Here is a 13224-nt window from a genome sequence, read left to right on the forward strand (position 1 = left end):
TCCAGGCTGGCACCTCGTCCTGAGGTGCCACCGTTGTTCTGATCTACTGGATTCTGCGTCGGTGTGAGTCGGCGCAGGATTCACTGAGGGCTCATATGCAAACAAATGCAAATGCCTCTCGTACCCGTGGCTCGGTCTGGACCGATCCCAAGGTACGCGCGTGGCTATTTCAAATTCTGGCGGTTATCGCGGTCGTCGCGCTGGGCTGGTATCTGTTCGACAATACCCAGACCAACCTGGACAAACGCGGTATTACTTCCGGTTTCGGCTTTCTCAATAACAGTGCCGGCTTTGGTATTGCTCAACACCTGATTGAGTACACCGAACGAGATTCCTACGGAAGGGTATTTGTCATCGGCTTGCTCAACACCTTACTGGTCTCCGGGATCGGTATTGTGCTGGCAACCATTCTCGGTTTTATTCTCGGTGTTGCCCGGTTGTCACCCAACTGGCTGGTGCAGAAACTCGCCACGATCTACATCGAGACGTTTCGTAATATTCCCCCGCTGTTGCAGATTTTCTTCTGGTATTTCGCGGTCATGCTGGCCATGCCAAGCCCGCGTCAGAGCCTTGAAGTCGGTGGAACATTCTTCCTCAACAATCGCGGGCTGTATCTGCCTTCACCTTCGGCAACAGATGGCTTCGTGCCGTTTTTGGCGGCGTTGGTGATTACCATCATCGGCGTGATCCTGATGGCGCGCTGGGGACGTAAGCGTTTTGAGGCGACAGGGCAGCCGTTTCCGACATTCATCACCTCGGTGGTGTTGTTGGTGGCGATCCCCGGGCTGACCATTCTGCTGGCCGGTAACCCATTCACCTGGGAAATCCCGGAGCTCAAGGGCTTCAACTTCCGTGGCGGCTGGGTGATGATCCCGGAGCTGATCTCGCTGACGCTGGCGCTGAGTATCTACACAGCAGCGTTCATCGCCGAGATCGTGCGTTCGGGTATTCAGGCCGTCAGCCATGGCCAGACAGAAGCCGCGCGCTCGCTGGGCCTCACGCCCGGCAAGACCTTGCGTCTGGTGGTTATTCCGCAGTCGTTGCGGGTGATCATTCCGCCACTCACCAGTCAGTACCTCAACCTCGCCAAAAACTCCTCGCTGGCAGCCGGTATCGGTTATCCCGATATGGTTTCGCTGTTTGCCGGCACGGTGCTTAACCAGACCGGACAGGCGATTGAAGTTATTGCCATCACCATGAGCGTGTATCTGGCGATCAGCCTGAGCATCTCGTTGTTGATGAACTGGTACAACAAGCGCATTGCGCTGATCGAGCGGTAAGGAGCAGCCTATGCAAACCCATACGTTTAAACCGGATCTGCCACCACCGCGCATGAGCGTGGGTGTAATCGGCTGGATGCGTAGCAATCTGTTCTCGGGCGTGTTCAACACCCTGTTGACCCTGTTGGCTATTTATCTGGTCTGGCTGATCGTTCCGCCGCTGCTCAATTGGGCATTCTTCGATGCCGACTGGGTCGGCACTACCCGCGCAGACTGCACGGGGCAGGGCGCCTGCTGGGTGTTTATTCAGCAGCGTTTTGGCCAGTTCATGTATGGCTTCTACCCGAGTGAATTGCGCTGGCGTGTCGACCTGACGCTCTGGGCGGCAATCATCGGTGCAGCGCCATTGTTCGTGCCGCAAATGCCACGCAAAGCCTTGTACGGCATCGCTTTCCTGATCATCTATCCGCTGCTGGCCTACTGGCTGCTGCACGGTGGTGCGCTGGGCCTGAGCGTGGTGCCGACAACCCGTTGGGGCGGCCTGATGCTGACGCTGGTAATTGCAGCGGTCGGTATTGCCGGTGCCTTGCCGCTGGGCATCATGCTGGCGCTCGGACGGCGTTCTGAAATGCCCGCCATCCGGGTTATCTGCGTGACGTTCATCGAGTTCTGGCGTGGCGTTCCGTTGATCACCGTGTTGTTCATGTCATCGGTCATGTTGCCGCTGTTCCTGCCGGAAGGCATGAGCTTCGACAAACTGATGCGTGCGCTGATCGGCGTCATCATGTTCCAGTCGGCCTATATCGCCGAAGTGGTGCGTGGCGGCCTGCAAGCCATTCCCAAAGGTCAGTACGAAGCCGCTGCAGCAATGGGCCTTGGCTACTGGCGCTCAATGGGTCTGGTGATTCTGCCGCAAGCACTGAAAATGGTGATTCCGGGCATCGTCAACACCTTCATCGCGCTGTTCAAAGACACCAGTCTGGTGATCATCATCGGCCTGTTCGATCTGCTTAACAGCATCAAGCAAGCAACCACCGACCCCGCCTGGCTAGGTATGTCCACCGAGGGTTACGTGTTTGCTGCATTGGTCTACTGGATTTTCTGTTTTGGTATGTCCCGCTACTCCATGCATCTGGAGCGCAAGCTGGACACTGGCCATAAGCGTTAGGAGCTAACCCATGAGTGAAGCAATTAAAAAGCCTGAGGCTGCAGAAGGCATGATCCTGATGCAGGGCGTACACAAATGGTACGGCCAGTTCCACGTGCTCAAAGACATCAATCTGGACGTCAAGGCCGGTGAGCGTATCGTTTTGTGCGGCCCTTCCGGCTCAGGTAAATCGACGACTATTCGTTGCATCAACCGACTGGAAGAACACCAGCAGGGCCGCATCGTGGTGGACGGCACCGAGCTGACTCACGACCTCAAGCAGATCGAAGCAGTACGCCGTGAAGTCGGCATGGTGTTCCAGCACTTCAACCTGTTCCCGCACCTCACCGTGCTGCAGAACTGCATGCTGGCGCCGATGTGGGTGCGCAAGATGCCCAAGCGTGAAGCGCAGGAAGTGGCCATGCATTATCTGGAGCGCGTGCGAATTCCGGAGCAGGCCGACAAGTTTCCCGGCCAGCTTTCCGGTGGTCAGCAGCAGCGTGTGGCGATTGCCCGTGCGCTGTGCATGAAGCCGAAAATCATGCTGTTCGATGAGCCGACTTCGGCACTCGATCCGGAAATGGTCAAGGAAGTACTCGACACCATGATCGGCCTGGCAGAAGACGGCATGACCATGCTCTGCGTAACGCACGAGATGGGTTTTGCGCGCACCGTTGCCAACCGGGTGATCTTCATGGACCGTGGCGAGATTGTCGAAGAAGCCGAGCCGGACACCTTCTTCACCAATCCGAAAAACGAGCGCACGCAACTGTTCCTCAGCCAGATCCTGCATTGATCCACTGGCAGTTGTAACTACAAGGGAGTCGCAAGACTCCCTTTTTTGTGGCCGCAAATCGGCGGGGTTCGCGTAAACTCGTGCCATATCGGACGCTACCCGCGTCGACTCTTTTTGCGAGCGCTCCACACTATGACACCGACTTGCGCGCCTGGCAGCGACATGCATCCCAACGCCGAATTGATCACGCGCTTTTATCGGGCGTTTGCAGCGCTGGATGCTGAGACGATGGCCAGCTGTTACAGCGCCGATGTGCAGTTCAGCGACCCGGTATTTACCGATCTGCGCGGTGAAAATGCGGCCGATATGTGGCGCATGCTGACGTCGCGCGCGCAGAACTTCAGCGTGACCTTCGCCGATGTTCAGGCAGATGATCAGCAAGGCCGCGCCACCTGGACCGCCCGTTATCTGTTCAGCCAAACCGGCAACACCGTGGTCAATCACGTTGAGGCGCGCTTTGTGTTCAAGCAGGGCAAGATCGCTGAGCATCACGATCACTTCAATCTCTGGGGCTGGGCGCGTCAGGCGCTGGGTTTCAAAGGTCTGCTGATCGGCTGGCTGCCGCCGGTGCAGAAGGCCATCCGCGCTCAGGCGGCCAAAGGCCTTGGGCAATTTCAGGCTGCGCGTAAGGCTGAGTGATTTGGCAGAAGTGACCGACATCCAACAACCCGCCGCAGCGGTCATCAAAGACTGGTTCGTGTACTTGGTGCGCGCCGCCAATGGTGCGCTCTACTGCGGCATCAGCGATGACCCGCAGCGGCGTTTCATCAAGCACCAGAGCGGCAAGGGCGCGCGTTTCTTTTGCTCAAGCCCGGCCGTTGCCTTGGTGTATACCGAGCTTTGCCTGAGCAAAGGCGATGCGTTACGCCGCGAGCGGGCAATCAAGCGTTTGAGCAAGGCCGCCAAGGAGGCGTTGGTTGAGGACGCTTTGGCCATAGTCACGACTGATGAGGCGCCATCAGCCTAAACGACTAGGCCGATGGCAGCGTGCCGCGTAAGCTCAAGGTTTGGATACAGCCTTGCGGAGTTGGTCATGCACGAATTGATTTTGCACCACTACCCGAACTCACCGTTCGCCGAAAAAACCCGTTTGATGCTCGGCTTCAAACAGCTTTCATGGCGTTCGGTAATGATCCCGCCAATCATGCCTAAAGACGACCTGTTGGCCCTGACCGGCGGCTACCGCAAAACTCCGGTGCTGCAAGTCGGCGCCGACATCTATTGCGATACCGCGCTGATCGCCCGTCGTCTGGATGCAGAAAAAGCCACACCGACGCTGCACCCGGCTGAAGCGGAATTTGCGGTCGCAAGTTTCGCCCAATGGGTAGACACCGTGGTGTTTCAGCATGCCGTGAGCCTGGTGTTTCAGCCCGAGTCGATTGCCGTGCGGTTTGCCCAGGTGCCGCCCGAGTTCTTGCAGGCATTTGTCAAAGACCGCACCGCGCTGTTCACCGGCGGCTCGGCGCAACGCCTGAGTGTTGAGCAAGCCAAGCACCAATGGCCGACCATCATGCAGCGCCTGCAAGCACAGTTGGCCGCCCAGTCGGGTGATTACCTGTTTGGCGAGCCGAGTGTTGCTGATTTCTCGATGGCGCATGCGCTGTGGTTCCTGCGCGCCACGCCCGTTACCTCGCCACTGGTTGATGCCTATCCGGACGTGGTGGCGTGGCTTGATCGGGTACTCGGTTTCGGCCACGGCGCAATGAGCGAAATGAGCGGCGAAGAAGCCATCGGCGTTGCCCGTGAAGCCAGCGCAGCGGCCTTGCCTGAAGAGTCTTTCAGCGACCCGAACGGCTTCAAGGCTGGTCAGCAGGTCACTATTGCCGCCACTGATTACGGCGTCGATCCTGTGGCCGGCGAATTGCTGTTCAGCGGCAGCGAAGAGCTGATCCTGCGCCGCGAAGACCCACGCGCCGGTTCGGTAAACGTGCACTTCCCGCGCTTTGGTTTTCAGATCAAACCGGCGTGATACGTTGTTAGTTACGTGGCAATAGCGGGCTTTTTGTCTGCATTCCCAAGAACCCGATTTCAGTCAGCTGAAATCGGGTTTTGCATTTTATCGCGGGCGTTTTGGGGCGGCTCTTTGCCGCTGAGTTGGGTTGCCGGCGTTTAGGCGACAATAGCCAATCTCTGAAACATAAAACCCCGAGGCCAGCCAACCGGACTCGGGGTTTTATGTGTGTGTAGTTATTGCCGTCTGATCAGTCTTTGCGGCGCTTCAACTGATCGGTGAGCTGGGTCGGCAGGTTGCGGATGGTCAGGATGTCCTGTGCCTCGTCGTATTCGACCTTGGAACCCAGCAGGTGCGCTTCAAAGCTGATCGACAAGCCTTCGGCGCGACCAGTGAAGCGGCGGAACTGATTGAGGGTGCGCTTATCTGCCGGAATCTCTGGCGAGAGGCCGTAATCCTTGTTGCGGATGTGGTCGTAAAACGCTTTGGGACGTTCCTCGTCGATCAGTCCAGACAGCGCCTCAAGCGTCATCGGCTCGCCAATTTTGGCCTGGCTGGTGGCGTAATCGACCAGCGTGTCGGTCTTGCTGCGGGCCTGCTCTTCGGGCAGGTCTTCGCTTTCGACGAAGTCGCTGAATGCCTTGAGCAGGGTACGGGTTTCGCTCGGCGAGTCGACGCCTTCCTGGCAACCGATAAAGTCGCGGAAGTATTCCGATACCTTCTTGCCGTTCTTGCCCTTGATGAACGAGATGTACTGCTTGGAGCTGGAGTTGTTGCGCCACTCCGAGATATTGACCCGTGCGGCAAGGTGCAATTGGCCGAGGTCCAGATGCTTGGCTGGCGTCACATCGAGGCTGTCGCTGACGGCTACGCCTTCGCTGTGATGGAGCAGAGCGATGGCCAGATAATCGGTCATGCCTTGCTGGTAGTGGGCAAACAACACGTGGCCACCGACCGACAAGTTGGATTCTTCCATCAACTTTTGCAGGTGTTCAACCGCCTGGCGACTGAACGCGGTGAAGTCGCTGCCGCCGTCCATATAGAGTTTCAGCCAGCCACTGAAAGGGTAAGCGCCGGACTCATCATGAAAGAAACCCCACGCCTTGCCTTGCTTGGCGTTGTAGCTCTCGTTGAGGTCGGCGAGCATGTTTTCGATGGCTTGCGAGGCTTCCAGTTCGGTATCGCGGGCGTGCAATACGGCTGGACTGCCGTCTGGCTTCTTGTCGATCAAGTGGACGATACAGTGACGGATCGGCATGAGAACTCTCGTGAAAATCTACAACAGGGAACAGCGGCGCGATGAGCGCGCCGCTGAGAATGGTCGCTAGTTTACCTGATTAAACGCTGGCTTCGCTGTTCTTGGCGCGGCGCTTTTGCAGGGTTTTCAGGCGTTCGATCACGTAGCGCAGGTGCACGTGCAGGTCGTACAGTTCGTTGGAATAGGACAGCGGCACTTCCACTCGCGCCAACTCGTCCTGCAACGCGTCCAGACGTTTGATCTCGGCGTCGAGATGCTCTGGCAGGCTGCCTTCGTGCAGTTGGCGGTCGATCTCGCGCAGGTATTTGTACCAGCGATAAATACGTGCCCGAATCCGCCAGCGGTACAGCGGGCCGACAGCTTTGAACAACGGAAACAGCACCACCAGCAACGGAATCAGCAGAATGATGTAACGGTCCGCGAGCGAGGCAATGCGAAACGGCAAGTAGCGTTGCAGCAGCGGCAGGCCGTTTTTGTAGAAGTGCTCGGCGTCGCTGGAGAGCTTGAACGTGTGTGGGTCGGCGCTGGGAAGTTCACCGGCTTTGTCGAGCAGGGTGCCGTTCTTCATCACCGTGGTGGCCGCTTGCAGAAACAACGCGGCGAGGCCCGGATTGAAGTCTTCGTTGATCACCAGCGTGGCCATTGGCGACAAGGTCATGGTGTTCTGCGCCGGAGCATTCTGCGCCAGATTGAGCAGGCCTTCACCGACTTTGATCCCGCTCAGAAATGGCAGGCGCGCCTCGTAGGCATCCACACGGCGGAAGTTGGCCAGAGTGATATCGGGGTTGGAGGCGATTTGTTGAATTCTCGGGCTTTCGGCCGGGCCGACAAAGAAGGCGGCGTCGACCTCGCCGGTCAGCAGCGCATTGGCCGCCTTGCTGCCGCCGATGGTTTGCCATTCGCTTGGGTAGCTGTCAGGCAGAATATCGTTGGCGCTCAAGATTGCTGCCGCCACGGCCATTGTGCCGCTGTTGGCGCTGCCCAAGGCCACACGCATATGTTGCAGGTCGGTGATTTTATCGAGGCTGACTTCATTGCGGTAAAACAGCCAGAGTGGCTCGTGATACACCGCGCCAAGGCTGAGCAACTTGTTCTGCTGCTGCGGCTTGAGCAACTGCTCCATGCCGCTCTGCACCAGACCGATTTGCACCTGCGGATCATCCTCCAGCAGTTTTTCGAGGTTTTCGCGCGAGCCGGTGGTGGGCTGAAGTTTCAGGTCGAAACCTTCTTTGGCCAACTCGACCTTGAGCTTTTCGCCAAACACGCGGTACGCACCGCCTTCGGCGCCTGTGGCTATGGTGGCGTGCATCGACGGCGGTGGGGCAACAAAATAAAACACGGCGCCAATCAATGCTGCGAGTACCGGCACGATCCAGAGGTTGGCCAGCAGCATGATTTTAAGATCGGTTAGTACACGGCGCATGGGGCATCCTTTTCTCGGGTCCGTCTTTAAGAATAGAGTCTAGTGGCGGCGAGCGGTATGGCTAATTTGCCATTTGCCGGCAGCGCACAGAACTTGGCACTGTGCCGGAGCTCTAACTTTGCGGGCTAGATAAGCATTCAAGCTTGGCTACACTCAAATTCGCCTAGTATTTGTAATGGAATCCGCAGGTGTGCGGGTCAACGACTCCGGAGGTCACTGTATGTCGAATGAAGGCTATCACGAGCCAATTGAAGAGCTGAGTGATGAAACCCGTGATATGCACCGGGCGATTGTTTCGCTGATGGAAGAACTGGAAGCGGTCGACTGGTACAACCAACGGGTCGATGCCTGCAAGGATGAGGAGTTGAAGGCGATACTTATCCACAACCGCGACGAAGAAAAAGAGCATGCCGCCATGGTGCTTGAGTGGATTCGCCGGCGCGATAAAGTGCTCAATAAAGAGCTCAAGGATTACATGTTTACTGATAAGCGCATCGCTCACTGACAGGGCCATGCGCAAACATTGAGGGCGAGGCTGCTGCTGCGATATGTCCGCGCAGCGGCAGCCTTCACGTCTTGCCTAAATAGCTTTCTGCCAGCTCATTGCCTTGCCGGTTTCCGGGCTCAGCTCATACCCGCTGAAACCGAATGCCGTGTACGCGGCTTGGGCAATGTGATTGCCTTGCAGTACTTCCAGCGTCAACTTGCAGCAGCCCTGCTCAACCGCAATTTTCTCGGCTTCGGCCAACAGCTGTTTCGACAGACCGCGACCGCGAAACTGCTGCAGCACAACCACATCATGAATGTTCAGCAGTGGCTTGCAGGCAAAGGTCGAGAAGCCTTCGAAGCTGATCAACAGCGCCGCAGGCGCATCCTCGACAAACGCCATGACCACATGAGTGCCCGGCCGCTTGGCCAGTGTACTGGCAAGATTTTGCTTAACCGCCTCATCCAGTTCCTGCTTGCCGCCCATATCATCCTTGGCATATTCATTGAGCAGGAATATCAAGGCGTCTGCATGGGCGGGCAGGCTTAAATCGGCACGAACGATGCGGCTCATGAAGTCTTCTCTTTCAGGGTGGGATTGTTTTTCTTCAGGCGCCAGCTGTTGGCAATGTCGATAAGCATCAACACGCCCAGCAGTGCCAGCGCGTAGATCGCGTCCTGGCCGAGAAACACCAGCACGCAGGCGCACAGCAAGGTACTGAATCCTGCCAGCCAGCGCCATACGCCTTTAAGCAGTATCCAGCCGGCGGCCATGCTCAGCAGATAAATCAGAATGAAGTTGCCATTGGCGTAGCGGATCAGCTGATCGATAGACAGCGACCAACTCCACGCCAGCGTTGCACAGATGGCGCAGCAAACCACCACCAGCAACAGCGCCCGCGCCGGCATGCCCTGAGCGTTACGTTCGGCCAGCGCTCTCGGCAGCTTGTTTTCTTCGGCCAGGCTCCAGATCAGACGGGCAAAGCCTTGCACGTAAATATTGATCGAGGCGAAGCAGGCCAGATAGCCGATCATCGCGCTCAACCACGCCGCCTTCGGCCCCAGCACAATATGCAGCATGCGCGGCAGCGAAGTGGCGTCGCTGTTTACATCGCCATAGGTGCCGAAACTCAGCACGGCCACCGAGCAGGCCCAATACACGAAGCCGGCGAGCAACACACCGAGGAGCAGGGCAATCGGGAAGTCGCGCTGCGGGTTCTTGAATTCCTCGCCCATGTGGGTGAATGCCTCGATGCCGACGAAACACCAGAACATCACCCCGAGCGCTGCCGGTAGCAACTGCCATTGAGTTTGGGTCGGCAATAGCGGCTGGCTGTCGTGCGGCAAGTCGCCCAGCCACCAGATAAGTGCGACCGTTGCAATAATCGCGATGGCAATTGCGCCCTGAATCATTCCCGAAGCTTTGGCTGGCCGCTGACCGAGTATCAACATGGCCGCCAGCGTGGCGATTTGCACCATCAGCAGTTGATAACTGTTGAGGTCGAACAATGCCATCCAGAAACCGCTGGCAATATTCAGGGCCGCCGGCAAACCGACGGGCAGAACCGCCAGAAACAGCAAGGCGCTCACCCGCTCCATGCGCGGACCAAAACCCCGGCCAATCAGGTGCGGCGCACCTCCGGCATGCGGATAGTGCCGGCCAAGTTGGGCAAAGGTGAACGCCACTGGCAACACCAGAACAATCAAGATCATCCACGCCCACAACGAAGCCGGGCCGGCAGCCGTGGCGGCCAGTGCGGGCACCACAAAAACGCCGGTGCCGAGCAATGAGGTGCTTAACAGGCCGATGCCTTGCAGCAGGCTGAGTTCTTGGTTGAGGCGGCTCATGATGTATGCTCTGAGTAATGGCAACTTATTGAAAATAAACAGCCTGTAACGGCTTTAACTAATAGCCATATTAATTCGCCAGCCGTTGCAGCAGCTCCGGCAAAGTGGCGGCACTTTACGGCAAAATGACGTATTTGCCCGCCACTCTGATTTTTTTGCGTGAGAACACCTGTGGATAAATTCGATCAACAGATCATTGCCCTGTTGCGTGCCGATGCCCGCATAAGCGTGAGCCAGATCGCCCGTGAAATAAGCCTGTCGCGTTCGGCGGTCGGCGAGCGTATTCGGCAGCTGGAACAGACCGGCACGATACTCGGCTATCACGCACGCATGGCCGAACCGTCAGCGGCAGTCAAAGCCTATCTCGAGCTGTTCTACAGCGGTGCGCGCTGCGAAGAATACGTCGAGCGCATGCGCGTGTATCCAGAGATCCGCCGCTGCAGCGGCATCAGCGGCGAGACCGACATGCTGGTGTATATCGAAGCGCCCAGCATGCATCGACTCGGTGAAATTCGCGGTGATATCGAGCAGTTTCCCGGCATCCGCAAAGTCAAAACCCATGTAATGGTCAAGGATTGGTTGATGTGAGCAAGCCCCTGCGGATTCTGCATACCTCGGACTGGCACCTCGGCCAGCACTTCATGGGCAAGACCCGGCACGCCGAGCATCAGCAGTTTTGCGCCTGGCTGATCGAGCAAGTGCAAGCGCATCAAGTTGATGCTGTGCTGATCGCCGGCGATATATTCGACACCGGCGCACCGCCGAGTTACGCCCGCGAACAATACAGCGACTTCATCGTCGAGTTGCGCCAAACCGGCTGCGCGCTGGTTGTGCTCGGCGGCAACCATGACTCAGTGGCCATGCTCGGTGAAAACAAGCGACTGCTCGCGCAACTCGGCGCGCGGGTGATCCCAGCTGTGAGCGATGATCTGGCCGAGCAAGTGCTGGTGCTTGATCACCGCGATGGCACGCCCGGTGCGGTGCTTTGCGCCATTCCGTTTATTCGCCCGCGTGATGTTCTGCTTAGCCAGGCAGGGCAGAGTGGCGCCGATAAACAGTTACAGCTGCAGCAGGCCATCGCCGGGCATTACCAGCAGCTGTTCGAGTTGGCCGAGGCCAAGCGCGCTGAGCTGGGTTTGCCCCTGCCAATAGTCGCCACCGGCCATCTCACCACAGTTGGCGCCAGTGCAAGTGAGTCTGTGCGTGAGATCTACGTTGGCACCCTGGAATCATTCCCGACCAATGCCTTCCCCGCAGTCGATTACATCGCCCTGGGCCACATTCACCGGCCGCAGAAAGTTGCAGGTCTTGAACGCATTCGCTATTGCGGCTCACCGATTGCGCTGAGCTTCGATGAAGCCCGCCAGCAAAAAGAAGTCTTGCTGGTTGATCTCGACTCAAGTGGTCTGCAGCAGGTCAGCGCACTCGCAGTGCCGCGCACGCAAGTGCTGTTGTCACTCAAGGGAACCCTGAAAGAGCTGCAAGCATTGATCACAGATGCCGCCCAACAAGGCACGGACCAGCGGCCCGTTTGGCTGGAGATTCAAGTCAGCGCGGATGATTACCTGAGTGACCTGCAAGTGCGCATCGCCGCATTGTGCGAAGGGCTGCCGGTCGAAGTGCTGCGCATCCGCCGCGAGCGTGGCGCAGCGACAACAAATTTGTTCAGCGACGCCAAAGAAACCCTCGACGAACTCAGCCCAGAACAAGTCTTCGCGCAGCGGTTGAGTACCGAGTCGCTGGATAAAGTGGACCAGGTGAGGCTGCAAGAGCTTTATCGTGAAATGCTTGAACGATTGCAGAATGAGCGGGGATGAGGCTCTAGGTTGGAGGACTCTGTGCTGCTAACTCAGCTTTAGCTACTGTAGCTAGAAGCTATTGCCCTCTTCGGGTCATGAGGATTTCTGAATTGTTATTCGAGAACGCATTTAAGTACAAAAAATGGGCAAATGCAGAGTTGCTTGCTTTCGGAGAGCGCCAACTTCATTTGCTCCCTGAGAACGATGCCGAGTACTTCATTAGAATCCTCAATCACACGACAGTCGTTGACAGCTTATTCATCAGCCGGATGACAGGATTTCCTGAACTCTACTCAGCGGACAATACGCTCGAAACACCAACGCTCTCAGAGCTGAAAGAAAGAATTGAGAAAAATGATTCATGGCTGGTGCATTTTGCTACCACAGCAGTCCCTGAAACCATGAGCCAAGTCATCTCTTTCAAGTTCACTGACGGGGATTCAGGAAGACTATCAGTTGAAGAAGTACTGATTCACCTCTTAACTCACGGCAGCAATCACAGGGGTATGGCATCGCGAACATTGGCAGCAAATGGACTTGAGCGTCCGAAAGATACATTCACGCGATATCTTCACGACGCAGAGCCAAATAGGCGAGTCAATACCTGAAAGATTGAAGTCGGCTCCTTAATTTAGCCTCTATCCTATCCATTCTTTGGTCAGGTTGACGCTTTTGTGTATGGGGGTATGATTATTTCATACTCGTATATTGGAGGTTTACCAACAATGGCTATGCATCGAAAGACAATCACCTTGACCGAGCAACAGGATCATTGGATCAAGGAACAGATTGAGAGCGGGAATTTCGGCAACGACAGCGAGTATATTCGTGACCTCATTCGGCGCGACCAGCAATCTCACGAGCGTGTCCTTACGCTCCGTCAGGCACTCATTGCTGGGGAGTCGAGCGCAAATGCTAAGCCTCTTGATATGCGCAGCATCAAGCAAGCTGCACGCTCCCGATTGAAGTCGGCTGGCTGATGCACTCACTAAAGGTCACTGCGAAGGCTGACTCGGATTTCGTTGATGCTTGGCTCTACACGGCGGCAACGTGGGGCGTGGACCAGGCTGACAAATACTTAGATCAGCTTGAAATGGGTCTAAGTCATCTGCTGGATAACCCCTTATTGGGAGTCGATTACAGTCATATCTTGGCGGGATATCGAAAGCTGCGCATCAAACATCACGATATATTTTATCGCGTTGATGCAGCAGGCATCTTAGTGGTCCGCGTACTCCATGAAGACATGGATGCTCCTCAAAGGCTTATGGACTGAACTCCAGGTTGTTACTGCTC

At 56.7% G+C, this 13224-nt stretch carries 16 protein-coding genes; 12 read left to right on the plus strand and 4 right to left on the minus strand.

Annotated elements, in window-relative coordinates; translation table 11 throughout:
• Positions 1 to 95: 95 nt before the first annotated feature.
• The 6 genes from FEZ62_RS01920 to FEZ62_RS01945 all read left to right on the plus strand — a co-directional run bounded on the left by FEZ62_RS01920 (position 96) and on the right by FEZ62_RS01945 (position 5132).
• Complete coding sequence (locus tag FEZ62_RS01920; RefSeq protein WP_069901155.1) at positions 96 to 1280, plus strand: amino acid ABC transporter permease; 1185 nt, start codon at positions 96 to 98, stop codon at positions 1278 to 1280.
• Positions 1281 to 1290: 10 nt separating this feature from the next.
• Positions 1291 to 2388 (plus strand): amino acid ABC transporter permease, encoded by a 1098-nt coding sequence (locus FEZ62_RS01925; RefSeq protein ID WP_069901157.1) that lies wholly within the window; start codon positions 1291 to 1293, stop codon positions 2386 to 2388.
• Positions 2389 to 2398: 10 nt separating this feature from the next.
• Entirely contained in the window at positions 2399 to 3163 is a 765-nt protein-coding gene (locus FEZ62_RS01930) for an amino acid ABC transporter ATP-binding protein (protein WP_069901159.1), read from the plus strand.
• 162 nt (positions 3164 to 3325) lie between these two features.
• Entirely contained in the window at positions 3326 to 3802 is a 477-nt protein-coding gene (locus FEZ62_RS01935; protein WP_172926638.1) for a nuclear transport factor 2 family protein, read from the plus strand.
• The gene (locus FEZ62_RS01940; protein WP_172926689.1) at positions 3795 to 4130 is read left to right on the plus strand and encodes a GIY-YIG nuclease family protein; all 336 of its coding nucleotides are present in this window, start codon (positions 3795 to 3797) and stop codon (positions 4128 to 4130) included. The genes FEZ62_RS01935 and FEZ62_RS01940 overlap by 8 nt, the downstream gene beginning before the upstream one ends.
• Positions 4131 to 4196: 66 nt before the next feature.
• Positions 4197 to 5132 (plus strand): glutathione S-transferase family protein, encoded by a 936-nt coding sequence (locus FEZ62_RS01945; RefSeq protein WP_172926639.1) that lies wholly within the window; start codon positions 4197 to 4199, stop codon positions 5130 to 5132.
• Positions 5133 to 5364: 232 nt separating this feature from the next.
• Here the strand turns inward: FEZ62_RS01945 and yejK are convergent, their stop codons facing one another.
• Both yejK and FEZ62_RS01955 read right to left on the minus strand, forming a co-directional pair.
• Positions 5365 to 6372, minus strand: a complete 1008-nt coding sequence (gene yejK / locus FEZ62_RS01950) for a nucleoid-associated protein YejK (protein WP_069901167.1) — start codon at positions 6370 to 6372, stop codon at positions 5365 to 5367.
• 79 nt (positions 6373 to 6451) lie between these two features.
• Positions 6452 to 7795, minus strand: coding sequence for a TAXI family TRAP transporter solute-binding subunit (locus FEZ62_RS01955; RefSeq protein WP_172926640.1), 1344 nt, complete (start codon positions 7793 to 7795; stop codon positions 6452 to 6454).
• 220 nt (positions 7796 to 8015) lie between these two features.
• On the opposite strand from FEZ62_RS01955, the gene FEZ62_RS01960 reads away from it, so the two are divergent.
• Positions 8016 to 8300, plus strand: coding sequence for an encapsulin-associated ferritin-like protein (locus FEZ62_RS01960; protein WP_069901171.1), 285 nt, complete (start codon positions 8016 to 8018; stop codon positions 8298 to 8300).
• A gap of 75 nt (positions 8301 to 8375) precedes the next feature.
• Here the strand turns inward: FEZ62_RS01960 and FEZ62_RS01965 are convergent, their stop codons facing one another.
• Together FEZ62_RS01965 and yjeH are read right to left on the minus strand one after the other, a co-directional pair.
• Positions 8376 to 8855, minus strand: a complete 480-nt coding sequence (locus tag FEZ62_RS01965; protein WP_172926641.1) for a GNAT family N-acetyltransferase — start codon at positions 8853 to 8855, stop codon at positions 8376 to 8378.
• Positions 8852 to 10129, minus strand: a complete 1278-nt coding sequence (gene yjeH, locus FEZ62_RS01970) for an L-methionine/branched-chain amino acid transporter (protein ID WP_090514083.1) — start codon at positions 10127 to 10129, stop codon at positions 8852 to 8854. The genes FEZ62_RS01965 and yjeH overlap by 4 nt, the downstream gene beginning before the upstream one ends.
• 171 nt (positions 10130 to 10300) lie before the next feature.
• On the opposite strand from yjeH, the gene FEZ62_RS01975 reads away from it, so the two are divergent.
• The 5 genes from FEZ62_RS01975 to FEZ62_RS01995 all read left to right on the plus strand — a co-directional run bounded on the left by FEZ62_RS01975 (position 10301) and on the right by FEZ62_RS01995 (position 13204).
• Positions 10301 to 10717 carry an AsnC family transcriptional regulator gene (locus FEZ62_RS01975; RefSeq protein ID WP_172926642.1) on the plus strand — a complete coding sequence of 139 codons (417 nt, stop codon included), beginning with the start codon at positions 10301 to 10303 and terminating at the stop codon, positions 10715 to 10717.
• A gap of 8 nt (positions 10718 to 10725) precedes the next feature.
• On the plus strand, positions 10726 to 11946 hold the full coding sequence (gene sbcD / locus FEZ62_RS01980) for an exonuclease subunit SbcD (protein ID WP_172926690.1): 1221 nt from the start codon (positions 10726 to 10728) through the stop codon (positions 11944 to 11946).
• 92 nt (positions 11947 to 12038) lie between these two features.
• Positions 12039 to 12536, plus strand: a complete 498-nt coding sequence (locus tag FEZ62_RS01985; RefSeq protein WP_172926643.1) for a DinB family protein — start codon at positions 12039 to 12041, stop codon at positions 12534 to 12536.
• 117 nt (positions 12537 to 12653) lie between these two features.
• Entirely contained in the window at positions 12654 to 12908 is a 255-nt protein-coding gene (locus tag FEZ62_RS01990; protein WP_172926644.1) for a type II toxin-antitoxin system ParD family antitoxin, read from the plus strand.
• Entirely contained in the window at positions 12908 to 13204 is a 297-nt protein-coding gene (locus FEZ62_RS01995) for a type II toxin-antitoxin system RelE/ParE family toxin (protein ID WP_172926645.1), read from the plus strand. The genes FEZ62_RS01990 and FEZ62_RS01995 overlap by 1 nt, the downstream gene beginning before the upstream one ends.
• Positions 13205 to 13224 lie beyond the last annotated feature (20 nt).

This window comes from Pseudomonas sp. MS19, assembly GCF_013277615.1.
GTDB lineage: Bacteria > Pseudomonadota > Gammaproteobacteria > Pseudomonadales > Pseudomonadaceae > Aquipseudomonas > Aquipseudomonas marincola.